Raw genomic sequence first — 24258 nt, forward strand, 5'->3', positions numbered from 1 at the left:
CTGACGTACAAGAAATTGTACAACTTTCCCCGAGCGCCAAGGGAAACCGCGGATGCGCCGCGGTCCTGTCGATGCGCGACGCCGGCTCGTCGAGCGAACGGCCCCAGGCGGTAGGCCCCACGCTGCCTAGAGGCGGGTCGCGCTGAAGATCATCGTTGTCATGACCACGCCGCCGGTGGCTGCGTTGGCCAGGACCAGGCGTGGGCTCAGCGACGTGAACGGGTTCTCCTTGTCCACGTAGGTCGCCTTGCGGTTGCCCGTCGAGAACGCGGTCAGCTCGACCCCGCCGTCGCCCGTCGGCTTGCACGTCACCTGCAGCGGCGTCGAGGCGGTGGTCGGCGGGCCGGCGTTCTTGGGCTTGGCGGAGGCGGCCACCTTGGGGTGCTGGTCCCCGGCGTGCTTGTAGATCTCGATCACCCCGTCGGCGGTGACCTCGAAGCTGTACCCGTTGGCGAGGTTCGACCCGTCGTAGCACCCGGCTCCGATGCGGGCCCCGCCGGCCGACTTGCCGATCGCGGCGAACTCGAGGTCGATGTTGAAGCCCGCGCCGGGCACGCTGAGCCGCTGCTCGGGACCCGGGGCCACGCAGCGCACGTTGGGCTGCTCGGCGGTGATCCGCAGCGCGTCCGGCACCTCGATCTTGCAGCCGCCGGCCGGGCCCCAGGCCGCCTTCTGCTGCAGCGCCGCGACGGTGCGGGTGCCCTTGAGCGGCCACGGCCCGACGGACTGCAGCCAGCAGGCGATGACCGGCTTGGCGTGCCAGGCCTTGTCCAGCCCCGGCGGCAGCAGCGGCTTCTCCAGCGTCAGGAAGGACTGCCCGAAGGGGACGCCGAGGTAGTCGCCGTAGGACTGCTCGCACATCGCCCGGGTCGCGATCTGCACCGCCTTCTCGCCGGGGTCGACGGTGAAGGGCAGGTGCCCGACGAAGGTGACCTCGCCGACGTGGGCGGCGTTGCACTGCGCGACGTACCGCAGCTGCGACGACCCGCCGATCCAGTCGAAGCACTCGCCGGCCTTGAGGTCGAACTGCTCCCCGGCGTAGGCGTCGGCCGCGGCGGTGGCCGGCGCGGCGAGCGCCTTCGCGATCCGGTCCCCGTCGGCGTAGTCGGCGACCGGGAGCCCGTCGGCGAAGAGCTGCCGCAGCGACGGGCTGAGCCCGTCGACCGACAGGCTCGTGTCGTGCACCGCCTGCCGGTGCGTGGGGGAGAGCCCGGCGACCACGACCACGCGGCCGTTCTCGGTGCGCAGGAAGTACTCGTAGCCGTACCAGTGCCCGGCCCCGACGGCGCCGAGGGGCACCGCGACGGCGAGGGCGAGGGTGGCGTACCCGACGACGGTGCCCCAGGCCCGCCCGACCGACGCGGCGATGACCCCCGCGGCGACCCCGAGCACGCCGCCGAGCAGGGCGATCGCGCCGCCTGCGGACAGTACGAACGCCAAGGGCTCGGCGATGAGGAAGCCCAGGAGGCCACCGGCCCGGGCCGCGCCGCCGTCGAGCACGTTCGGGTTGCCGCGCACCAGGTGCAGCAGGCCGGCCGTCGCCACGACGATGCCGGTGGCCCGGGTCAGCACCCGCTCGCGCAGGAACGCCCAGGTGGCGAGGGCGAGCGTGGCGAGCTCGGCGCCGCGCCACAGCCGCCGGTCGGCCACCGGGACGAGCAGCAGCCGCCAGGGCCACGGTTCGCGGGGCAGGCGGGGGAGGGGCCAGGTGAGCAGGAGCGGCAGGACGGGCAGGGAGTAGGCGGCGTACCCCAGGAAGAACGTCGTCGCCTTGAGCGCCACCGCGTGCGGGGGGACCTGCGGCACCCACAGCAGCGCGGCCAGGACGAGCGCGATCGGCACGGTGATCGCGAGCCGCGCCCAGGACGGACGGCGGGCCTTGGGCCGCTCCAGCGAGCGGCTGGGCTGGGTGATGTCGCCGGTGACGAGGTTGCGGCGCGGGCGGCGGTGTGCGCCCCACTCGGCGGCGGCCGCCCCCTGCCAGTCGGTGAGCGCGGCCCGCACCTGGTCGGCGGCGGCCAGCGCGAGCAGCAGCGCGAGCACGAGCGTGAGGGCGATGCGCCAGGCGGGCGGCAGCGGGGCGAAGCCGAGCAGCGTGGACAGGCCCAGCGCCGCCCCGGTCGCGAGGACCAGCAGGGCGACCGCGGGGAGAGCGGCTTGGGCCCGCCGACCGGCCTCGGACATGGCTGGGAGCATGGCACCAGCCGTCACATCGTCGCAACCGGCCTAAAGCTGGCTTAAAACTCCGGCGCCACGATGGCGTCACATCTGCGTGTGCCCGGCCGCGCAGGCGTCGATGACCGGCTTGAACGCGGCGACCTCGGCATCGGTGATCTTGAGTTCGGTGTAGAGCGGCGGGCCGCCGTCGAGGCTGACCCAGGCCGGGAACACGTACGGCTTCTTGATCTCGGCGAGCGCGTGCGGGGTGCAGCGCTCCCCGTCGACGATGATCGGGATCTTCAGCTCGTCCGTGCCGGGCGGGAGCACGCCGTAGGGCTTCGGGGTCGCCTCCCGCAGCGGGACGGGCATGACCTCGAGCAGGATGCTGCCGACGAACTCCCGCAGCGTGATCGTGCCCTTGAAGCCGGTGCGCCGGACCACCACGGTGCCGTCGACCCAGCCGCTGGGCAGGTGCGTCCAGGGGCCGAAGGTGAACGTCGCCTGGCGGTCGAGGTACGCCTGCTGGCAGTCGATCGCGAGGAACTTGTCGAGCATCGGGTTCGGGTCGGCCAGCGGGAACCGCACGTCGCGGGCCGGGCCGTTCTCCGTGCGCACGCGCAGGGCCACGAACGAGGGGGCGGCGCGCGGCTTGAGGTCGTCGCCGGTGCAGACGCCCTTGCCGTACGACACCGGCACGTCGACCTGCAGGCCGCCCGGCGGCAGCCACGCGTCGGCCCTGACCTGCTCGGTGCCGGTGAACGACGGCGACTGCAGCTCGACCCGCTCGACGATCAGCTTGTCGGCGCCGTCGTTGTGCATCGAGATCTGCACGGTGTGCCGCACCTCGTCGACGCGCCCCTGGGTGAGCTCGACCCGTACCGGCAGCGCGGGGCCGGCCGTCGGAGCCGGGGTAGGGGCAAGGGGCGGCGCGTGCCCGGCCAGCGCCGCCCCGCCCAGCGAGACGAGCACCAGCAGCGCGACGACGAGCAGGCGCCTCATGGACGCCTATGTTGGCACAACCCACTGCAGGAGCGCACGGGCCGCGTCGAGGACAAGATCCCGGTCGTACGTCAGCGCGTAGGTGAACCGCCGCTGCTCCTCGGGGCCGGTGTCGGCCAGGTCCCGGGCCACGAGGGCGCCCGCGAAGTGCGGCCCGACCACGATGACGTTCCACTCGCCGCGCAGCGGGTCGTCGCTCGCCAGCGCGATCCCGCGTACCCCGTCCACCGGCACGCTCGGCAGCTCCGTGCCCAGCACCGTGACCAGGGACTCGTCGCGGGCCAGGGCACGGTACCGGCGGGCGGTCGCGGGCGTGAAGTGCCGCGCCTCCTGGAACGAGGCCAGCAGCATCGGCGGCTCGGCGGGGTCGTGGGCCCGCGCCTCCAGGTAGTGGCTCAGCGGCAGCAGCATCCGCTTCGTCGCCTCGGCGGTGGGCCGGCGGGCGGCGACGAGCTCGTACGGGGTGCGGCCCCCGGGGGAGGCGGGCGCGACGACGAACGGGACGGTGGCCGAGCCGGGGCGGGTGCGCACGTCGGCCGGGAGCGGCCCGGGCCGGTCGAAGAGCCAGCCCTGGCCGAGCGTGGCCCCCATGCCGAGCGCGGCGTCGAGGTGCTCACGGGTCTCCACCCCCTCGGCCAGCAGCGCGGCGCCCGCGCGCTCGGCGTAGGCGACGACGGCGTTGACCACCCGGGCGGCGTCGCCGCCGGCGGGCCGCTGGGTCAGGTGCCGGTCGAGCTTGACCACGTCGGGGTGCACGAACGGCATCACCGACAGCGACGCCGGCTCCGCGCCCACGTCGTCCAGGGCCACGCCCCAGCCCGCCCCGCGGCACGCCTCGGCCGCGGTGAGCAGCGCCGACGGGTCGTGGCCGATGGCCCGCTCGGTCATCTCGACCACCACCCGCAGCCGCAGCTGGGCGTCGAGGATCGTCGGGGCCAGGTCGGGCGGGCACGGCACCCCGAGCGCGGCCGGCTCGGCGTTGACGAAGAGCGTGAGCCCGAAGGGCAGGCCGGCGTCGAGGGCGGCGCGGTAGGCCGCGGCCCGGCACACCCAGTCGAGCTCGGCGAGGCGCCCGCGCCCGGCCGCCGCCTCGAACAGCGGCAGCGGCTCCTCCCACGGGGTGCCGGCCGGGCCCCGGGTCAGTGCCTCGTAGCCGACGACCTCGTGCCGGCGGTGGTTCCAGGAGTCGAGACGCACAATGGGCTGGAAGACAGTGGTGACCGCGCGGGCGTCGATGACGTCGTCGACCGTGCGGATGATGGTGGTGCGGCCCTCCATGTCCGCAGATTCGGCTGGTCCTGCCCTCAGCTGAGGGTTTCGCACCTGCACGGTAGGTTGTGCCCCAATGGGAAGCTGGCGGGAGATCATCGACGGGATCGCCGAGAACGGGGAGTTCGGCGCGGCCCGCCTGGTGCGCGACCCCCGGCGCAAGGGCGGCTGGACGCTCCTCGTGGAGGAGGTGCAGCAGTCGTACGTCGATGTGCGCGACCCGACCCACCTGTACTTCGAGTACACCCGCCGCCTCGGCTCGGTCGTCGACGCCGCGTTCCCGGAGGGCGAGCCGATCCGCGTGCTGCACCTCGGGGGCGGGGCGTTCACGATGCCGCGGTACGTCGCGGCGACCCGCCCGGGCTCCCCGCAGCTCGTGATCGAGCGCGACCGCCGCCTGGCCGCGTTCGTCCAGCGCATCCTGCCCCTGCCCGAGGACGCCTCGATCGACCTGCTCTTCGGCGACGCCCGCGCGACCGTCGCCGGCCTGGAGCCCGGCGCCTGGGACCTGATCATCGGCGACGTGTACGACGCCGCCCAGATGCCCGAGAGCGTCTCCGACGTCGGCTTCGCGGCCTCGGTGGCGCGCCTGCTCGCCCCCGGCGGCGTGTACGCCCTCAACGTCGCCGACCTCGCGCCGCTCAACTTCTCCCGGGGCCAGGCCGCGACCCTGCGCACCGCCTTTGCCGACGTGTGCCTGATCGTGCGGCCGGAGCTGCTGCGGGGGCGCCGCTTCGGCAACGTGGTCTTCGCGGCGGCGCTGGAGGCGGACCGGCTGCCGGTGCAGCGGCTGGCGGCGATCGCGGGCCGGGATCGGCAGCCGGCCCAGGTCGTGACGGGCGCGAGCCTGGACCTGCTGACCGAGGGCGCCGAGCCGGTCCAGCTCGACTAGGCGGCCCACTTCGCCGGACTCGTCCGGCTGGCGCGCTCGTGCGGGCCCGGCTCCGCCTGCGGTCGCACCTGGCTCCGTCGGTTCCGCTCGGCCCGCTCGGTCTCGGCTCGGCTCGGCTCGGCGAGGCTCCTGCGACTTCCCGGGTGCTCGGTGCCGGAGTCTCTGCACTGCCCTCACTCGAGTCTCTGCACCCCGCGGGTCTCTGCGCCACGCTCGCTTGCACTTTCGGCTGCGCGTTGCCGATCGCGGGTGGCCGATCGGGACAAGACCCGTCGTTGCCCGATATTTACCCTGTCGGGCGAAATATCCGACACGTGAGGATGCGTGTTAGGGTCGCGGTTGGAGGCGGTCGAAGTGCGTCCTGAGTGCTCGTGCAAGGCCGCGGGGATCGACGCAACGCGCATCGACTCGCGCGCGCCGTGGTAGTTACGCCGGCCAAATGGTGTCCGGCGTCACGTTCTCGTGGGGCTTGTGTGCCGGTTTGGTGCCCCGGGTGGGATTCGAACCCACACTGTCGGAGGTTTGAGCTCCGTTCCTCTGCCGATTGGGATACCGGGACGAGTACGCCGCACTAGGGTACCCACTACTCTGATCGCGACGGTAACCGCCGTCGGACGCGTCGGATCGGATCGGGAGAGGCTTGTGGCCGAGGCACAGAGCCGTCGGGTGCTCATCGCGGAAGACGAGGCCCTCATCCGCCTCGACCTGCGCGAGATGCTCGTGGAGGAGGGCTACGACGTCGTCGGTGAGGCCGGCGACGGCGAGACGGCTGTCCGGCTCGCCGAGGAGCTCAAGCCCGACCTGGTGATCCTGGACATCAAGATGCCCATCATGGACGGGCTGGCGGCGGCCGAGAAGATCGCCGGCGGGCGGATCGCGCCGGTCGTCATCCTCACGGCGTTCAGCCAGCGGGACCTCGTGGAGCGGGCGCGCGCGGCGGGTGCGATGGCCTACCTGGTGAAGCCGTTCCAGAAGAGCGACCTGGTGCCGGCGGTGGAGATCGCCGTGTCGCGGTACGCGGAGCTGGCGGTGCTCGAGTCCGAGGTGGCGACGCTCACCGAGCGGCTCGAGACGCGCAAGGTCGTCGAGCGCGCCAAGGGCCAGCTCATGGCGACGTACGGCATGAACGAGCCGCAGGCCTTCAAATGGATCCAGCGCACCGCGATGGATCACCGCATGACGATGCGGGAAGTCGCCGATCGCATCATTGCCGAGACCGCCGGCGGAAACAGCACCGTAACCGCGGAGTCCTGACCTTTTACCTGCGCACGGCACGTTTTGTGGCAGCTTGCTCGACATCGAATAACGGCTTGGTAACGGCGCGCAAATGGCTTGTACCCCGGGCTATGATCCGCCAGTCCCGAGGGTCGGGATCCACCGTGAGTCACCGTTATTCGAGGAGCACCATTGCGTAGAGCCGTGATCATGCTCACGGCCTTCCTGGCCTGCGTGATGCTCTCCTTCGGCATCGGCGCTACAAGCGCCTGGGCCGAGGGAGAGGCGTTGCAGGGAACGCTGAAGAACGGCGACGCACCCGTCGCCGGGGTCAAGATCAGTGCGTTCACCCAGGACGGCGCGTCCGTCGGCGTAGCAACCTCAGACGCTCAGGGCAAATGGACCATCGCCGTCCCGGGCCCCGGCACGTACCGGGTCGACCTCGACGTGTCCACGCTCCCGTCCGGTCTGACCGTGACCAACAACCGCCCGAGCCTGACGCCGGCCGTGGCCGACGGGCAGGCACGCAACGTGCTCTTCCCGCTCGGCGGGGCGGCCGGTGCCGCCGGCCAGAACAATCCGGGTGCGCCCAAGGCGCCGTCGAGCTTCGACCGCTACGCGGACCTGCTCTACACCGGCGTCCACTTCGCGCTCATCATCGCGCTGGCCGCGCTCGGCGTCTCGCTGATCTTCGGTACCACCGGCCTGACCAACTTCGCCCACGGCGAGCTGGTCACCTTCGGCGCGCTGATGACCTTCCTGTTCAACGTGACCATCGGGCTGCCGCTGGTCCTGTCGGGGCTCATCGCGGTCGTGATCGGCGCGGTGGCCGGCTACACCCAGGACCGGGTGTTCTGGGGCTGGCTGCGCCGGCGCCGCACCAACATGGTGACCACGATGATCATCTCGATCGGTCTGTCCCTCGCCCTGCGGTACATCTTCCTGTACTTCTTCGGCGGCGAGGCCAAGTCCTTCGGGGAGTACAACGGCCAGCCGGGCCACCAGTACGGGCCGTTCACGATCGCGCCGAAGAACCTCGTCTGCGACGTGATCGCCATCCTGGCCATCGTGGGCGTGTCCTGGGCGCTGCTCGGCACCCGGCTGGGCAAGGCGACCCGCGCGGTCGCCGACAACCCGGCCCTCGCCGCGGCCTCCGGCATCAACGTGGACCGCATCATCCGGCTGGTCTGGACGCTCGGCGGCGGCCTTGCCGCGCTGGCCGGCGTGCTGCTGGGCACCTACCAGAACGTCGGCTACCAGATGGGCTTCCAGATCCTGCTGCTGGTCTTCGCGGCCGTCACGCTCGGCGGCTTCGGCACGGCCTGGGGCGCCCTGGTGGGCAGCCTCGTGATCGGCCTGTTCGTGCAGCTGTCGACGCTGTGGATCCCGTCCGAGCTCAAGACCGTTGGCGCGCTCGCCGTACTGATCGTGATCCTGCTCTTCCGGCCGCAGGGCATCCTCGGCCGCCGGACCCGGATCGGCTGAGGGGGACACGATGAACTGGCACTCCATCTTCAGCGTCTCGCTGGAAGCGATCATCGGGTCCACCACTATTGCTTACGCGCTCGCGGCCGTCGGCCTCAACGTCCACTTCGGATACACTGGCCTGCTCAACTTCGGGCAGTCGGCGTTCCTGGGCGTCGGGGCCTACGGCATCGCGATCACGGTCTCCACGTTCGGCCTGCCGTTCTTCCTCGGCGTCGCGATCGGCCTGGCCGCCGCGATCATCCTGGCGCTGCTGCTCGGCATCCCGACCCTGCGGCTGCGCGCGGACTACCTCGCCATCGTCACGATCGCCGCGGCCGAGATCATCCGGCTCATCTACCGGGCCACCGGCCTGCGCAAGTGGACCGGCGCCTCGGACGGCCTGCAGAACTTCTCGCAGGAGTTCTACGACCTGAGCCCGTTCCAGGGCAGCAAGGGCGTCAACATCGCCGACCTCATCACGTTCACCGACCGTGAGCTGTGGGTGCTGGTCGTCGGCTGGAGCCTGGTGCTGCTGGCCTGCCTGGTCGTCTGGCTGCTGATGAAGAGCCCGTGGGGCCGCGTGCTCAAGGCCATCCGCGAGGACGAGGACGCGGTGCGCAGCCTCGGCAAGAACGTCTTCTCCTACAAGATGCAGTCGCTGGTCCTCGGCGGTGTCATCGGCGCGCTCGGCGGCTTCGTCTTCGCCCTCGACCGGGCCGCGGTGCAGCCGGACACGTACGGCACGGAGTTCACGTTCTTCGCGTACACGATCGTCATCCTCGGCGGCGCGGCGCGGGTCTTCGGCCCCGTCGTCGGCGCGTCGATCTTCTGGGTGCTGCTCGTCTTCATCGACTCGACGCTGTCCGAGGCGATCAACCACAAGGACATCCCGTCGTGGCTGATCAGCACCAACCAGGCCGGCTCGGTGCGGTACATCCTGGTCGGCATCGGCCTGATCCTGCTGCTGATCTACCGGCCGCAGGGCATCTTCGGCGACAAGAGGGAGGTCATGCTCGATGTCCGCTGAGTCCCTGCAGGCGACCGGCACCGCCAAGGAGCGGGCGACGGCGGCCCTGGCCGACGTCGCGTGCGAGCCGGGTGTGCCCAAGCCCGACCCGATCCTCGTCGCCGACGGCGTCGTGCGCCGCTTCGGCGGCCTCACCGCCGTCGACGTCAAGCACGCCGAGGTGCAGCGCGGCTCGATCACCGCGCTCATCGGGCCCAACGGCGCCGGCAAGACGACGTTCTTCAACCTGCTCACCGGCTTCGACGCGCCGGACGAGGGGTCCTGGACGTTCAATGGCAAGAGCCTTTCCGGGGTACCGGCACACAAGGTCGCCCGCTCCGGCATGGTCCGCACCTTCCAGCTGACCAAGGCGCTGTCCAAGCTCACCGTCATGGACAACATGCGGCTGGGCGCCACCGGGCAGAAGGGCGAGGGCTTCTGGCGCGCCCTGATCCCGGGCATCTGGAAGCAGCAGGAGGCGGAGATCACCGCCCGCGCGGAGGATCTGCTCACCCGCTTCAAGCTCATCGCCAAGAAGGACGACTTCGCCGGCAGCCTCTCGGGCGGCCAGCGCAAGCTGCTGGAGATGGCCCGGGCCCTCATGGTGCAGCCCGACATGGTCATGCTCGACGAGCCGATGGCCGGCGTGAACCCGGCCCTGACGCAGTCGCTGCTCGGCCACGTCAAGCAGCTGCGCGAGGACGGCATGACGGTGCTGTTCGTCGAGCACGACATGGACATGGTCCACGACATCAGCGACTGGATCATCGTCATGGGGCAGGGCGGCGTGATCGCCGAGGGCACCCCGGACAAGGTCATGGCCGACCCGCGGGTGATCGACGCCTACCTGGGCGCCCACCACGACGGTGCGGTCAAGACCGTCGGCGGCGAGGAGGTCGACGCCGGCGAGCTCGCCGAGGGCGGCGACGTGGCCCTGATCCCGGCCGTCGACGAGCTCGAGCAGGAGCAGTCGCCGGCCGACGGCTCCGACCGAAAGGACCGATCGTGACCGTCTCTCCCGAACTGCCCGACGAGACCGAACTGCCCGACGAGTCCGAGGCGCCGGCCAGCAACGAGATCGTCGACCGCTCCGAGCACCTGGAGAAGGCCGAGGGCGCGATCCTGCGGGCCGACGACGTCGTCGCCGGATACCTGCCCGGCGTCAACATCCTCAACGGCGCCGACCTCTACGTGCACGACGGCGAGCTCGTGGGCATCATCGGCCCGAACGGCGCCGGCAAGTCCACGCTGCTCAAGGCGATGTTCGGGCTGGTGAACATCCGCTCCGGCGCGGTCACGCTGCGCGGGGAGAACATCACCAACTTCAAGGCGCACGCGCTGGTCGAGCGGGGCATCGGCTTCGTGCCGCAGACGAACAACGTCTTCGCGGCGCTGACCATCGAGGAGAACCTGCAGATGGGCACGTTCCTGCGCCCCAAGCGGTTCAAGGAGCGCTTCGACTTCGTCACCCAGCTCTTCCCGACCCTGGCCGAGCGGCGCAAGCAGCGGGCCGGCCTCATGTCGGGCGGCGAGCGGCAGATGGTGGCGATGGCCCGGGCGCTCATGATGGAGCCCAGCGTGCTGCTGCTCGACGAGCCGTCGGCCGGTCTGTCGCCGGCGCTGCAGGACGAGGTGTTCTTCCGGACCAAGCAGATCAACTCGACCGGCGTGACGGTCGTGATGGTCGAGCAGAATGCGCGGCGGTGCCTGCAGATCTGCGACCGTGGCTACGTGCTCGACCAGGGCCGCAACGCCTACACCGCGTCGGGACAGGGACTGATCAACGACCCGCGGGTCATCGAGTTGTACCTCGGGACGCTCGCCCGGGCCTGAACCGTCGTTTTCGCACCGCGGAAAATCCCGCGCCTCCCTCGGGGGCGCGGGATTTTTCGGCTCCTCATCCGGCTCGCTTTCGTTCCCGATTTCACGGCGTTTTTACCGGCGCCCGCTTGCGTAATGCGATATTCATGATGACCTTGGTGATCCGGCCATTGTTCCGCTCGCGGAACGGTGATTTTCCGAGGTCATATCGGGGCCGTCGGGGCCGGCGTTCCGTCCTTGGCCCCCCGGACCTGGCTAGGGCGGTCCCCCTCGGCCGAAGGCCCTCCGGGGACCGCCCTTTTGTCTGGCGGGAGCGACGGTCTGTGACTGACGCGGCCCGAGCCATAGGCTTTTGCGGCTTTTTGCTCGTTTATCGGGAACTGTGCGCGGACGCACGAAAAGGCCCCCGCCGCTCGCGCGACGGGGGCCTTCGGGGCCGTCAGGCTCAGATCTTGCCGTTCTGGTACTTCACGTCCGGGAGGAGCTTGTTGTCCGGGCCGTAGGTGTAGACACCGATGGTGGCCTCGGCCGGGTCACCGGCGTCGTTGAAGGAGATCGGGCCGGAGAGGCCGTCGTAGTCGATGTCCTTCTTGGCCTTGATCAGGTCCACGCACTGCTTGTACGTGGTGCACTTCTCGCCGCCCTTGGAGACGGTGGTGAGGTGCTTGGCGATCTCGGCCGGGTTGTCGCTGCCGGCCTCCTCGGCGGCCAGGGCCGCGAGGATGGTCGCGTCGTAGGACTCAACGGCGTAGTTGAAGTCCTTCAGGTCCTTGTTCGCGGCGAGCAGGCGCTGCTTGAAGTCGGCCTTGGTCTCGGCGCCGGGCTGGGTGCCCTTGTAGCCGGTCAGCGTGCCGGCCGGGAAGTCCTTCGAGTAGTCGGCGATGTTGCCGTCCACGAAGTACCACTTCTTGCTCTTCAGGCCCTGCTCGACCAGCTTGGGGACGATCTTCTTGGTCTCGTCGAAGCCGATGATCGCGATCGCGTCCGGGTTGGCCGCCTTGATCTGGCCGACCTCACCGCTGAAGTCCGCGGCCTTCGGGTCGTAGGTCACCGACGCGACGACCTTGCCGCCGCCGCCCTCGATCTGCTTCTTGGCGTTCTCGGCGAGGCCGGTGCCGTAGGAGTCGTTGAGGACCAGCATGCCGACGTTCGCGTTGCCGTCCTGGAGGATCAGGTCGCCGAGCACGCGGCCCTGGAGGGTGTCCGGGGGCGCGGTGCGGAAGTAGAGGCCGTGGTCGTTGTAGGTGGTGAACGCCGTCGAGGTGTTCGCCGGCGAGATCTCCACGACCCCGGCGCCCGTGATCTTGTCGATGACGGACAGCGAGACGGAGGACGAGGCGGCGCCGATGATGACGTCGGTCTTGTCCGTGAGCAGCTTGTTCACCGACTGGGTGGCGATGTCCGTGGAGGTGTCGCCCGAGTCCATGTGGGTGATCTGCACCGGCTTGCCCAGCACGCCGCCGTTGTCGTTGATCTCCTTGATGGCCACGTCGACGCCGGCGAACTCCGGCGGGCCGAGGAAGGCCAGAGAGCCGGTCTGCGGCAGGATCGTGCCGATCTTGAGCACGCCGTCACCGGCCGCCGCGGCGCCGCCGCTGGTGGCGCCCGTCGAGGGGCTGTCGGCCTTGTCGTCGCCACACGCACCGAGCGCCAGGCAGGCGGCGCTCAGCACGGCGACGGAGCGCCATCCGAGATTGGGGCGGATCATCACCTGTCTCCTTTTTAACAGCGCGGTAGGCGTGGTTGCGCCTAGATGCCAAGACGCTGATGAGGGCTCAACCTAATGACAGTGCCCGCGCGGCACTAGGCCTTCGGCCCAACACGCCCAAGGAAGTTGCGCAGTCGTAATCTTCGTGTTCGCAACCGCAACGCGAATCGCTTTGTCCGGGGTTTTCGTTCCGGCCTTCCGGCAAGGCTTCCCGGCAAGTGCCGCCCGCCGGGTGAATCGGACATTCTGCCTGAAACGCCCCGAGGGGCTGGGCGGTTTTTTGTCATACCCCACGACTAGGCTCGGTGGTGTGACGGGTTCGACTGACTCCAGGCTGTTGCTGCTCGACGGGCACTCGCTCGCCTACCGGGCGTTCTTCGCCCTGCCCGCGGAGAACTTCTCCACGGCGACGGGCCAGGTGACCAACGCCGTCTTCGGCTTCACGTCGATGCTGATCAACATGCTGCGGGACGAGCGGCCCACGCACATCGCGGTGGCGTTCGACGTCTCGCGGCAGACGTTCCGGCTGGAGAAATACGCGGAGTACAAGGCCAACCGCTCCGCGTCCAAGCCCGAGTTCTCCGGCCAGGTGGACCTCATCAAGGAGGTCCTCAACGCGCTGCGCATCCCGTTCGTGGAGAAGCCGGGCTACGAGGCCGACGACGTGATCGCCACGCTCGCCCGGCAGGCCACCGAGCAGGGTCTGCCGACCTCGATCATCACCGGCGACCGCGACTCGTTCCAGCTGGTCAGCGACATCGTCACGGTGCTCTACCTCAAGCGCGGCGTCACCGAGATGGACCGCATGACCCCGGCGCGGGTCGAGGAGAAATACGGGATTCCGCCGTCGCAGTACCGGGACAAGGCCGCGCTCGTCGGCGAGGACAGCGACAACCTCTCCGGGGTGCCCGGGGTCGGCGACAAGACCGCGGCCAAGTGGATCGTGCAGTTCGGCGGGCTCGACGGGATCATCGCGCGGGTCGACGAGATCAAGGGCAAGGCCGGCGAGAACGTGCGGGCCCACCTCGCCGACGTCATGCGCAACTACGAGCTCAACCACCTCGTCGACCACCTGGAGCTGCCGCTGGGGCCCCAGGACCTGCGCTGGCGGGGCTGGGACCGCGAGGCCGTGCACCAGATCTTCGACTCGCTGGAGTTCCGGGTGCTGCGGGATCGGCTGTATCAGTACCTCGACGCGGTCGAGCCCGAGGCCGAGTCCGGCTTCGACCTCGAGGGCGAGGTGCTGCGCGGCGGCGTCGGCGCCTGGCTCGGGCAGCACGCCCCGGCCGGGGTGCGCACCGGCGTGGCCGTCGCCGGCAAGTTCGGGCGCGGCACGGGCTCGCTCACCGGCATCGCGCTCGCCGTCGCCGGCGGGCCCGCGGCCTGGTTCGACCCCACCGAGCTCGACGAGGCCGACGACGCCGCGGTCGGCGCGTGGCTCGCCGCCACCGACCGGCCCAAGGTCCTGCACGACGTGAAGCCCGCCCGCCTCGCGTTCCAGGCCCGCGGCTGGGGCGAGCTGGCCGGCGTGGTGAGCGACACCGCGCTGGAGGCCTATCTGGCCCGGCCGGACCAGCGCTCCTACGACCTCAACGACCTCGCCCTGCGCTATCTCAAGCGCGAGCTGCGCGTCGATGCCCCCGAGAGCGGGCAGCTGACCCTGGAGGGGCTCGGCGGCAACACCGGCGAGGCCGAGGAAAACCTCATGCTCCGCGCCCGGGCCACCCTCGACCTCGCCGAGGCGATCGGCGAGGAGCTGCGCCGCGACGGCGACTCCTCCTCCCGCCTGCTGGCCGAGGTCGAGCTGCCGCTCGTCTACGTGCTCGCCGAGATGGAGCGGGCCGGGATCGCGGCCGACACGGAATACCTCGGCGAGCTCGAGGCGCAGTTCGCCGGCGGGGTGAAGGGTGCCGCCCAGGCCGCCTACGGCGTGATCGGGCGCGAGTTCAACCTGGGCTCGCCCAAGCAGCTGCAGGAGATCCTGTTCAACGAGCTCGGGCTGCCCAAGACGAAGAAGATCAAGACGGGCTACACGACCGACGCCGACGCGCTGCAGAGCCTGTTCGCCCAGACCGAGCACCCGCTCCTGGAGCACCTGCTGCGCCACCGCGACGTCGCCAAGCTCAAGACCACCGTCGACGGGCTGCTCAAGTCGATCAGCGACGACGGGCGCATCCACACGACCTACTACCAGACCGTCGCGGCCACCGGGCGCCTCTCCAGCACCGACCCCAACCTGCAGAACATCCCGATCCGCACCGAGGAGGGCCGGCGCATTCGCCGCGCCTTCGTCGTCGGCGAGGGCTTCGAGACGCTGCTGACCGCGGACTACAGCCAGATCGAGATGCGGATCATGGCGCACCTGTCCAAGGACGCCGCGCTCATCGAGGCATTCAACTCCGGCTTCGACTTCCACGCCGCGACCGCGTCCTCGGTCTTCTCGGTGCCCGTCGCCGAGGTCGTGCCCGACCAGCGCCGCAAGATCAAGGCGATGAACTACGGGCTCGCCTACGGCCTGTCCTCCTACGGGCTCGGCACCCAGCTCGGCATCACGCCGGCCGAGGCGACGGTGCTCATGGAGGAATACTTCGCCACGTTCGGCGGGGTGCGCGAATACCTGCGCTCGATCGTCGCCCAGGCCCGCCGGGACGGATACACGGAGACGGTGCTGGGCCGCCGGCGCTACCTGCCCGACCTCAACAGCGACAACCGCCAGCGCCGCGAGATGGCCGAACGCATGGCGCTCAACGCCCCGATCCAGGGCTCGGCCGCGGACATCATCAAGGTCGCGATGCTGCGCGTGGACGAGGCCCTGCGCTCCTCCGGCCTGCGCTCGCGGATGCTCCTGCAGGTCCACGACGAGCTGGTGTTCGAGGTGGCCACGGGCGAGCGCGAGCCCCTGGAAGCACTCGTCCGCGAGGCGATGGGCGGCGCCTATCCGCTCGACGTACCCCTGGGCGTCTCGGTCGGCATCGGCTCCGACTGGAACGCCGCCGACCACTGATTCGAGCCCGCCGGTGCTCTTGGGCGCGGGCCGGCCCGCTCCTCGGCTCGCTCGTGGTCGCGCCGTAGCGTCGCTCTGACGCCGCAGCGCGCCCGGCTTGCTCTGCGCTCGGCCGCGGTCGCGCCGCAGCGTCGGTCTGACGCCGCGGCGCGTTCGGCTTGCTCTTCGGCTCGCTCGTGGTCGCGCCGCGGCGTCGGTCTGACGCCGCGGCGCGTTCGGCTTGCTCTTCGGCTCGCTCGTGGTCGCGCCGCAGCGTCGGTCTGACGCTACGGCGCGTTCGGCTTGCTCTTCGGCTCGGTCGTGGGTGCGCCGCAGCGTCGCTCTGACGCCGCAGCGCGCCCGGCTTGCTCTGCGCTCGGCCGCGGTCGCGCCGCGGCGTCGGTCTGACGCTGCGGCGCGCTGCTGGTGTGCACGTTGGGGCGGGCCGGCCTGCACGTCGGCCCGTCTCCCTGTCGAGGCTGCTCGGTCCGCGGCTGCATTTGTCCCGCGGCTTCGCCTGTGCCCGGGGTCTCGTGTTCTGCCGGGTTTATCGGTGCTGCGCGGCTTGACTGAGTCGCGGGTTCTGCCTGGGCTGCGCGATTTGTCCGTGCCGCGAGGCTTATCGGTGCCGCGAGACTTGCCTGGGATGCGCGGTTGCATGGCCGCGGGGTTTGCCCTGGGTCGCGGGGTTTGCGTGGGTCGCGGGGTTTGCGTGGGTCGCGGGGGTTGCCGAAAAGTCGGGCGCTTCGCGCCACGACTTTTCGGACATTTCATGATTTCGTGGGCTTCGTCGCTATGAAGATCGCCGTGCCGGGGAAGATCCGGCCCCTGAGCGGGCTCCATTGACCCCAGGTCTTGTCGTGGCCGTCCGGCCATTCCGGTTCGATCAGGTCATCCAGGACGAAGCCGGCGGTCACCAGCTCCCGGATGCGGTCGCCCAGCGTCCGGTGCTGTTCCACATAGGTCGGGACGTGCCGCTCGTCCTCCTCGACGTACGCGCGGCGATCGAAGTACGAGTGCACGGCGACCAGGCCGCCCTCGCCGGGGTCGTCGAGGAAGACCCAGCGCATCGGGTGCGTGATCGAGAAGGCCCAGCGGCCGCCGGGGCGCAGGACGCGGTACACCTCGCGCATCACGCGGGACGAGTCCGCCACGAACGGGACGGCGCCGAAGGCCGTGCACACGATGTCGAATGCGCCCTCGGCGAACGGCAGCGCGGTGGCGTCGGCCTGCAGGAGTGGGACGCGTACGCCCGATCGGGTGGACCCGGCGCTCGCGTGGCGCAGCATGCCGGCGGAGAGGTCGGACGCGACGACCTCGGCACCCTGGGTCTTCAGCCAGCGCGAGCACGAGGCCGCGCCGCAGCCGATCTCGAGGACTTTGCGGCCCCTGACGTCGCCGAGCAGGCGCGCGTCGGCCTCGCGCAGGCCCTCGGGGCACCACACGAAGTCGGCGTCACCCAGGAAGGAACCGTGTTCCGCCTGGTAGTCGTCGGCGTCGGCGTCCCACCAGCGCCGGCTCGCCCTCCGGCTCTCGGCGGGGCTCACGGCGCGTCGTGTGACGCCTGCGTCAGGTGACGATTCCATGGGGAGCAACGGTAGGCCCTGCGAAACTCGGCAGATCGGGTATGGGGGAGGGTTGGACCATGTGGTATGGCGCAGGGTAGGCTGATCGGTGCACTCGTGGGTTTGTGCGCCTCGGCATGGAGCAGGCTCACGGTCGCCGAACACATCCTGAGCTTCCAATGCACTGATCCTGCACTGCGACTGGCCGGTTGTGCCCGACGACGGGTCCGCGGGAGCGCGCAGGTTCACCAGGTAATCCACCGACCGGAGCAACAGCCCACATGACGAGCAGCATCGAGGCCACCTCGAGCGCCAGCAGCAACAAGGTCACCATCGACGACCTCGGTTCCGAGGAGGCGTTCCTCGCCGCGATCGATGAGACCATCAAGTACTTCAATGACGGCGACATCGTCGAAGGCACCGTCGTCAAGGTCGACCGGGACGAGGTCCTGCTCGACATCGGCTACAAGACCGAGGGTGTCATCCCCTCGCGCGAGCTGTCGATCAAGCACGATGTCGACCCTGCTGAGGTCGTGTCGGTCGGTGACCACATCGAGGCCCTCGTTCTCCAGAAGGAGGACAAGGAAGGCCGTCTGATCCTGTCGAAGAAGCGTGCGCAGTACGAGCGCGCTTGGGGCACGATCGAGAAGATCAAGGAGGACGACGGCGTCGTCCGCGGCTCCGTCATCGAGGTCGTCAAGGGTGGTCTCATCCTCGACATCGGCCTGCGCGGCTTCCTGCCGGCCTCCCTGGTCGAGATGCGCCGCGTGCGCGACCTGCAGCCGTATGTCGGACGGGAGCTCGAGGCCAAGATCATCGAGCTGGACAAGAACCGCAACAACGTGGTGCTGTCCCGCCGGGCCTACCTCGAGCAGACCCAGTCCGAGGTCCGGACCGAGTTCCTGCACAAGCTGCAGAAGGGCCAGGTCCGCAAGGGCGTCGTGTCCTCGATCGTCAACTTCGGTGCCTTCGTCGACCTCGGTGGTGTCGACGGTCTGGTCCACGTCTCCGAGCTGTCCTGGAAGCACATCGATCACCCGTCCGAGGTGGTCGAGGTCGGCCAGGAGGTGGAGGTCGAGGTCCTCGACGTCGACCTGGACCGCGAGCGCGTCTCCCTGTCGCTGAAGGCGACCCAGGAGGACCCGTGGCGTCAGTTCGCCCGCACCCACGCGATCCAGCAGATCGTGCCGGGTAAGGTCACCAAGCTCGTCCCGTTCGGTGCGTTCGTCCGCGTGGACGACGGCATCGAGGGCCTGGTGCACATCTCCGAGCTGGCCGAGCGCCACGTGGAGATCCCGGAGCAGGTCGTGCAGGTCGGCTCGGACGTCATGGTCAAGGTCATCGACATCGACCTCGAGCGCCGGCGGATCTCGCTGTCGCTCAAGCAGGCCAACGAGGGCTTCGTCGAGGGCGAGGAGCACTTCGACCCGACCCTCTACGGCATGTCGGCGACCTACGACGAGCAGGGCAACTACATCTACCCGGAGGGCTTCGACCCGGAGACCGCCGAGTGGATGCCGGGCTTCGAGAAGCAGCGCGAGGCGTGGGAGCAGCAGTACGCCGAGGCGCGTCAGCGCTGGGAGGCCCACACCAAGCAGGTCCAGACGGCTCGCCAGGCCGACGCGACCGCCGAGCCGGCCGCGGCCGCCCCGCAGGGTGGCTCGGTCTCCTCGTCGACCCCGACCGCGGCCCGCGCGCCGGAGGAGCCCTCGGGCACCCTGGCCACGGACGAGGCCCTGGCCGCCCTGCGCGAGAAGCTCGCCGGCGGCAAGAGCTGACCCGCAGCAAGCCCTAGCAACACCGGGAAGCCCCGGCTCCTTCCGAGGAGCCGGGGCTTTCCCGTTTCCGGACAGACCTGCGAATGCCTCGATATCGGGCTCGTCGCCTGTCAGGGTATAAATCCGAAAAGTCGTGGCGCGAAGCGCCCGACTTTTCGCAGCGCACAGCGCCCGCGAGGCGCAGAAGAGCACGGGTCCGGCCCCGCCTCGTCGAAGAGCCGCTGGCGAGAGCGCGATGACTTTCCCTGAGGCCAGTGCTATGCGGCGCGCGAGGTAGCGCCGCGGCGTCGGATCGGGCAGGAACGGGCGTGCTGCATGGCGCCCACGAGCGGCATCGAGGGTCGCCGGTGGCCGGCGCCTGTTGGGCCGTGCGGCTGAGGTTGCGCGGGCCTGCCGGCGGCGTGCTGCAAGGCGCCGAGTCGGGCCGCGCGGACGATGAGCTGTGATCAGGCACGGGGGTGGCGCGCTGCGAGGCGCCGCGGGCGGCGTGCAGCGGCGAATTGCGAGCGGGACGGCAAGGGGCGCCGGGTCGGGCACGGGAGCGGGCGCGCTCGCGGTGGCGTTGAGGTCGCCGGCGCCCAGTCGGCCCGCGCGGCGGTTGAGGCTGCGCGGGCCGTTGGCGGGTGCGCTGGAGGTGGCCGGCCCGCGCGGGTCGGCTGCGCGGGCCAGCCGGTCGTGGGTGGCTACTTCACGCCGGCCACGTCCATGGCGCGCAGCTCCTTCTTCAGCTCGGCGACCTCGTCGCGCAGGCGCGCCGCGAGCTCGAACTGCAGCTCGCGCGCCGCGCCCAGCATCTGCTCGTTCAGGTCCTGGATGAGGGTGGCCAGCTCGGCGCGGGCCATGCCGGCCCGGGCGGGAGCCGCGGGCGCGCCGGCCGCCCCCGCCGCGCCCTTCGTGCCGCCGCCCTTCTGGCGGGCGCGGGTGTTCTCCGGGGACTTGCCGCGGCTCATCTGGCGGCCGCCGCCGATGACCACCGCGCCGCCCGGGCCGTGGCCGGAGACGGCGCCGGCGGTGTCCTCGGCCTCGCGGTAGATGTCGTCGAGGATGTCGCCGAGCTTCTTGCGCAGCGGCTGCGGGTCGATGCCGTTGGCCTTGTTGTACGCCTGCTGCTTCTCCCGCCGCCGGTTGGTCTCGTCGATCGCGAGGGCCATCGAGGGCGTCATCTTGTCGGCGTACATGTGCACCTGCCCGGACACGTTGCGCGCCGCGCGGCCGATGGTCTGGATGAGGCTCGTGCCCGAGCGCAGGAACCCCTCCTTGTCGGCGTCGAGGATCGCGACCAGGCTCACCTCGGGCAGGTCGAGCCCCTCGCGGAGCAGGTTGATGCCGACCAGCACGTCGAACTCGCCGCGGCGCAGCTCGCGCAGCAGCTCCACCCGGCGCAGCGTGTCGACCTCGGAGTGCAGGTAGCGAACCCGGATGCCGTGCTCGAGCAGGTAGTCCGTGAGGTCCTCGGCCATCTTCTTCGTCAGCGTCGTGACCAGCACGCGCTCGTCGCGCTCGGTGCGCAGCTTGATCTCGTGCATGAGGTCGTCGATCTGGCCCTTGGTCGGCTTGAGCACCACCTCGGGGTCGATCAGGCCGGTCGGGCGGATCACCTGCTCGACGAACTCGCCCTGGGTCTTGCCCAGCTCCCACGGCCCCGGGGTCGCCGACAGGTAGACCGTCTGCCCCACCCGCTCCTCGAACTCGTCGAAGCGCAGCGGCCGGTTGTCCTGGGCGCTGGGCAGCCGGAACCCGTGCTCGACGAGGGTCCGCTTGCGGGAGGCGTCGCCCTCATACATGCCGCCGATCTGCGGCACCGTCGCGTGCGACTCGTCGATGACGGTGAGGAAGTCGTCGGGGAAGTAGTCGAGCAGGCAGTGCGGCGGGCTGCCGGCCTCGCGCCCGTCGATGTGCCGCGAGTAGTTCTCGATGCCGTTGCAGAACCCGACCTGGCGCATCATCTCGACGTCGTAGGTCGTGCGCATCCGCAGCCGCTGGGCCTCGAGCAGCTTGCCCTCCCGGTCGAGCTCGGCCAGGCGCTCCTCGAGCTCCACCTCGATGGCGGCGATGGCCCGCTCCATGCGCTCCGGCCCGGCCGCGTAGTGCGTCGCCGGGAAGATCAGCAGCTGGTCGGTCTGGCGGATCTCGTCGCCGGTCAGCGGGTGCAGGTAGGAGAGGCGCTCGATCTCGTCGCCGAAGAACTCGATGCGGATCGCGAGCTCCTCGTAGGCCGGGATGATCTCCAGCGTGTCGCCCCGCACCCGGAAGGTGCCCCGGTTGAACGCCAGGTCGTTGCGCGTGTACTGAATATCGACGAGCCGCCGCAGCAGCTTGTCCCGGTCGATCTCCTCGCCGACGCTGACCTTCGCCGCGCGGTCGAGGTATTCCTCCGGCGTGCCGAGCCCGTAGATCGCCGACACGGTCGCGACCACGATCACGTCGCGCCGGGTCAGCAGGCTCATCGTGGCCGAGTGCCGCAGCCGCTCGACCTCCTCGTTGACCGACGAGTCCTTCTCGATGTAGGTGTCGGTCTGCGGGATGTAGGCCTCGGGCTGGTAGTAGTCGTAGTAGCTGACGAAGTATTCGACCGCGTTGTGCGGCATCAGGTCGCGGAACTCCTTGGCCAGCTGCGCGGCCAGGGTCTTGTTGTGGGCGAGCACCAGCGTCGGGCGCTGCAGCCGCTCCACGAGCCAGGCCGTCGTCGCGCTCTTGCCGGTGCCGGTCGCACCGAGCAGCACCGTGTGCCGGTCCCCGCCCCGCACCCGCTTGGCGAGGGCGTCGATCGCCGCGGGCTGGTCGCCGGAGGGCTTATATTCGCTGACCACCTCGAAACGGCGGTCCAAGCGTGGGATGTCGAGCGCCATGCCCCCAACCGTACGCGGGGGGTATGACACTTTCCGGGTCCTCGCCCTCGGTGGCCGGACGTATTCAACCCGGCGATTGTGTGGGGAACATCACCGGTCTACCGTAGACGCCGTAGGCCGCTCGCGGCGGCCGACCGGAGAGCCGGCCCGCCCATCACGCAGGCCCTCCCGGCGCCCGGTTGCAGCCCCGGCCCGTCACGGCCGGCGAGCGCACCGAGGCGGGATCGCGCGACACGCGCGACCGGCCGCCGCGAGCGCCTGAGCGCCTGAGCACCTAAACGGCCCGAATCCGTTCCCAGGCGGCCGCCACGGACCGGTCCAGGTCCGAGATCGAGCCGTCGTTCTCGATGGCGATGTCCGCCACCGCCCGGCGCTGCTCGTCGGTGGCCTGCGCCGCGATCCGCGCCATCGCCTCGTCCCGCGCCATGCCCCGGATGCGCACGAGCCGGTCGAGGCGCGTCTCCAGCGACGCGAAGACGATCACGACAAGGGAGTACAGGCCAGACATGCCCTTCTCGACGAGCAGGGGCACGTCGTTGACGACGATCGAGCCGGGCGGTGCCGCCGCCACCAGCTCGGCCGACCGCTCCCGCACGAGCGGATGGGTGATCTCCTCGAGCCGCCGCCGCGCCGAGGCGTCCGCGAAGACGATGCGGCCCAGCGCCGGGCGGTCCAGCGCCCCGGACGCGTCCAGCACCCCGGCCCCGAACGCCTCGACGACCGCGGCGAGGCCCGGCGTCCCCGGCTCGACCACCTCGCGGGCCAGCCGGTCGGAGTCGACGATCACCGCGCCGAGCGCCGCCAGCCGCGCCGCCACCGCGCTCTTGCCGCTGCCGATGCCGCCGGTGAGCCCGATCATCTTCATGACGCCATCACACCCGAAGGTGAATCGCGGCGGCCCGCCGGGGTCCGGACGGCGTGTGCTGCACGGATTGCGTGGATTGTCAAGATACCTTCCGACTCAAGCGGAAGATCACGGGGGAAGATCATGACAGTGGGGCGACACAGCCTGGGCCGGGCGGGCCTGGCGCGCCGCGATTGGGCTGGTTTCATGCCGCAGGGTAGCGGTACGGCGCCATCGGGTAGCCGGCCCGCGCGCCGCCCGCGCCACCGCCGCGCCAACCCGCGCTGGCGCACGACCTCCGACGGCTGGGCGTTCCTGGTCGCGGCCGCGGTGCTGGGAATGCTGGCCGTGAGCGGCTGGTATACGGCCAGCGGCGCCAACGCGGTCGCGCAGATGCTGGCCCGGTAGTCGGTCCGTTCCGCCGTGGCGCGCGCCGTGGCCGTTCAGCGATACTCTCCCGGGCAACCGCACAACTGCCAGGGACCAGAAGGACGCGCCGCATGGAGCCGGAGAACGGCCAGGACCAGGTCAACGGGTCGCCACCGCCGCCCAAGCCGAAGAGCCGGCGCGGCTGGATGTCGGACTCGCCGCTGGACGGCGGCTCGGGCTGGCCCACGTCGGCCTACTCGATCGTGCCGCGCCAGCCCGCGCCGCCGAAGGCGGAGGAGACGGCGGGCGAGCCGGCACCCGAGCCGGTGCCGGTTCCGGAGCCGGAGCCGTCGCGCAAGGGGCGCATCGGCGTCCTGATCATCGGCCTCATCGTGCTGGTGATCGCGGCCGTCGGGGGCGTCCTGGCGACCCGCGACACGAAACCCGAGACCAAGGACCAGAGCGACACCATCGCGGCCCCCGGTCCCACGACCGAGGCGGCGCTGCCGATCATCGTCGACAGCGGCAGCGCGAGGCCGAGCGGCGCCGCGACGAGCGCGCAGACGAGCACCGGGCCGAGCCAGACCGTGAGCGCGGGCGCGAGCGCGGAGACGACGGTCCCGGCGGCCCCGCCCAGCACGGCGATCCTGCGGGCGGGCACGGCCCAGTTCGTGGTCCTGGCCGGCCAGCCCGACGACGCGTACGACTTCGACAGCGGCGTCAAGCAGGCCGCCGGCGCCGACGCCACCGCGGGCGCGATCGGCATCAGCGCCGCCAACGGCGCCAAGTTCGCGCTGCTGCTCACCGCCGACACGCCGTCGCTGGCCGCGTGCTCCACGCTGCCCGAGGACCGCTGGGTCAGCCAGGTCGTGATCGGCAGCCTCGTGCCGGGGGCGCGGGTGTGCGTGCGCACCAGCGAGAGCCGTTACGCCTGGTTCATGACCCGGGCGGGCGAGCTCGTCACCGGTGCGCTCTACACGTCGAACCTGGACTTCGTGGTCTACAAGAAGAGCGGCGACTGAGCGCTACACCGTGACGTCGGTGAAGTGCTCCACGCGGGGGGCTCCGTCGAAGAACGGCCCGATGAGCCCCCGCCACTGCGTGAACCGGTCGGTGGCCCGGAAGTTGTCCAGGTGCGCGTCGACCGAGTCCCACTCCACGAGCAGCACGAAGCGCGACGCGCTCTCGATCCCGCGGGTCATGCGCACCGAGCGGCACCCCGGCGTCGTGGCCAGCACCTCATGGGCCTTGCGATAGGCGGCGGCGAACTCGTCCTCGCGGCCTTCGAGCACGTCGATCAGTGCGACTTCCAGAACCATCCAGCTAGGGTAGA

The 24258-nt window shown here is 70.6% G+C and carries 17 protein-coding genes, 1 tRNA gene and 1 pseudogene; 10 read left to right on the forward strand and 9 right to left on the reverse strand.

Annotation, left to right across the window (positions count from 1 at the left end):
- Window positions 1-126: 126 nt before the first annotated feature.
- The 3 genes from AC6JBM_RS54485 to AC6JBM_RS54495 all read right to left on the reverse strand — a co-directional run bounded on the left by AC6JBM_RS54485 (window position 127) and on the right by AC6JBM_RS54495 (window position 4437).
- Window positions 127-2184: a hypothetical protein gene (locus tag AC6JBM_RS54485; RefSeq protein ID WP_497981309.1), complete on the reverse strand. Its 2058-nt coding sequence runs from the start codon at window positions 2182-2184 to the stop codon at window positions 127-129.
- A 78-nt stretch (window positions 2185-2262) separates the two neighbouring features.
- The gene (locus AC6JBM_RS54490; protein WP_497981310.1) at window positions 2263-3159 is read right to left on the reverse strand and encodes a hypothetical protein; all 897 of its coding nucleotides are present in this window, start codon (window positions 3157-3159) and stop codon (window positions 2263-2265) included.
- 6 nt (window positions 3160-3165) lie between these two features.
- Window positions 3166-4437 (reverse strand): sensor domain-containing phosphodiesterase, encoded by a 1272-nt coding sequence (locus AC6JBM_RS54495; protein ID WP_497981311.1) that lies wholly within the window; start codon window positions 4435-4437, stop codon window positions 3166-3168.
- A 67-nt stretch (window positions 4438-4504) separates the two neighbouring features.
- Between AC6JBM_RS54495 and AC6JBM_RS54500 the strand changes: the two genes are divergently transcribed.
- Window positions 4505-5320 (forward strand): spermidine synthase, encoded by an 816-nt coding sequence (locus tag AC6JBM_RS54500; RefSeq protein ID WP_497981312.1) that lies wholly within the window; start codon window positions 4505-4507, stop codon window positions 5318-5320.
- A 482-nt stretch (window positions 5321-5802) separates the two neighbouring features.
- On the opposite strand, the gene AC6JBM_RS54505 is transcribed toward AC6JBM_RS54500, so the two are convergent.
- A tRNA-Leu gene (locus tag AC6JBM_RS54505) sits at window positions 5803-5879 on the reverse strand.
- Window positions 5880-5962: 83 nt separating this feature from the next.
- Between AC6JBM_RS54505 and AC6JBM_RS54510 the strand changes: the two genes are divergently transcribed.
- The 5 genes from AC6JBM_RS54510 (at window position 5963) to AC6JBM_RS54530 (ending at window position 10841) form a co-directional block, all read left to right on the forward strand.
- Entirely contained in the window at window positions 5963-6574 is a 612-nt protein-coding gene (locus tag AC6JBM_RS54510; RefSeq protein ID WP_350612734.1) for an ANTAR domain-containing response regulator, read from the forward strand.
- A gap of 153 nt (window positions 6575-6727) precedes the next feature.
- Complete coding sequence (locus AC6JBM_RS54515; protein ID WP_497981313.1) at window positions 6728-8020, forward strand: branched-chain amino acid ABC transporter permease; 1293 nt, start codon at window positions 6728-6730, stop codon at window positions 8018-8020.
- Window positions 8021-8030: 10 nt separating this feature from the next.
- Complete coding sequence (locus tag AC6JBM_RS54520; protein WP_350612731.1) at window positions 8031-9029, forward strand: branched-chain amino acid ABC transporter permease; 999 nt, start codon at window positions 8031-8033, stop codon at window positions 9027-9029.
- Window positions 9019-10017 carry an ABC transporter ATP-binding protein gene (locus AC6JBM_RS54525; protein WP_497981314.1) on the forward strand — a complete coding sequence of 333 codons (999 nt, stop codon included), beginning with the start codon at window positions 9019-9021 and terminating at the stop codon, window positions 10015-10017. The genes AC6JBM_RS54520 and AC6JBM_RS54525 overlap by 11 nt, the downstream gene beginning before the upstream one ends.
- A complete protein-coding gene (locus AC6JBM_RS54530) occupies window positions 10014-10841 on the forward strand; it encodes an ABC transporter ATP-binding protein (RefSeq protein WP_497981315.1) in 828 nt (275 codons plus the stop codon). Before AC6JBM_RS54525 ends, AC6JBM_RS54530 begins: the two co-directional genes overlap by 4 nt.
- A 433-nt stretch (window positions 10842-11274) precedes the next feature.
- Here the strand turns inward: AC6JBM_RS54530 and AC6JBM_RS54535 are convergent, their stop codons facing one another.
- Window positions 11275-12537 (reverse strand): ABC transporter substrate-binding protein, encoded by a 1263-nt coding sequence (locus AC6JBM_RS54535; RefSeq protein ID WP_497981316.1) that lies wholly within the window; start codon window positions 12535-12537, stop codon window positions 11275-11277.
- Window positions 12538-12847: 310 nt separating this feature from the next.
- Here AC6JBM_RS54535 and polA point away from each other — a divergent pair, with 310 nt between their 5' ends.
- A complete protein-coding gene (gene polA, locus AC6JBM_RS54540) occupies window positions 12848-15541 on the forward strand; it encodes a DNA polymerase I (protein WP_497981317.1) in 2694 nt (897 codons plus the stop codon).
- A 749-nt stretch (window positions 15542-16290) separates the two neighbouring features.
- On the opposite strand, the gene AC6JBM_RS54545 is transcribed toward polA, so the two are convergent.
- Window positions 16291-17106 carry a class I SAM-dependent methyltransferase gene (locus AC6JBM_RS54545; protein ID WP_497981318.1) on the reverse strand — a complete coding sequence of 272 codons (816 nt, stop codon included), beginning with the start codon at window positions 17104-17106 and terminating at the stop codon, window positions 16291-16293.
- A gap of 260 nt (window positions 17107-17366) precedes the next feature.
- On the opposite strand from AC6JBM_RS54545, the gene rpsA reads away from it, so the two are divergent.
- The gene (gene rpsA, locus AC6JBM_RS54550; RefSeq protein ID WP_433078370.1) at window positions 17367-18863 is read left to right on the forward strand and encodes a 30S ribosomal protein S1; all 1497 of its coding nucleotides are present in this window, start codon (window positions 17367-17369) and stop codon (window positions 18861-18863) included.
- Window positions 18864-19546: 683 nt separating this feature from the next.
- Here rpsA and uvrB read toward each other — a convergent pair.
- Both uvrB and coaE read right to left on the reverse strand, forming a co-directional pair.
- Entirely contained in the window at window positions 19547-21712 is a 2166-nt protein-coding gene (gene uvrB / locus AC6JBM_RS54555; protein ID WP_497981319.1) for an excinuclease ABC subunit UvrB, read from the reverse strand.
- 295 nt (window positions 21713-22007) lie between these two features.
- Window positions 22008-22577, reverse strand: a pseudogene (coaE, locus tag AC6JBM_RS54560) (dephospho-CoA kinase); the annotation flags it as partial.
- 186 nt (window positions 22578-22763) lie between these two features.
- Here coaE and AC6JBM_RS54565 point away from each other — a divergent pair.
- Window positions 22764-22964 (forward strand): hypothetical protein, encoded by a 201-nt coding sequence (locus tag AC6JBM_RS54565; protein ID WP_497981320.1) that lies wholly within the window; start codon window positions 22764-22766, stop codon window positions 22962-22964.
- A 92-nt stretch (window positions 22965-23056) separates the two neighbouring features.
- Window positions 23057-23947 (forward strand): hypothetical protein, encoded by an 891-nt coding sequence (locus AC6JBM_RS54570; RefSeq protein ID WP_497981321.1) that lies wholly within the window; start codon window positions 23057-23059, stop codon window positions 23945-23947.
- Window positions 23948-23950: 3 nt separating this feature from the next.
- Here AC6JBM_RS54570 and AC6JBM_RS54575 read toward each other — a convergent pair whose 3' ends face one another.
- The gene (locus AC6JBM_RS54575; RefSeq protein WP_497981322.1) at window positions 23951-24244 is read right to left on the reverse strand and encodes an antibiotic biosynthesis monooxygenase family protein; all 294 of its coding nucleotides are present in this window, start codon (window positions 24242-24244) and stop codon (window positions 23951-23953) included.
- Between the last annotated feature and the right edge of the window lie 14 nt (window positions 24245-24258).

This window comes from Dactylosporangium thailandense, assembly GCF_059739745.1.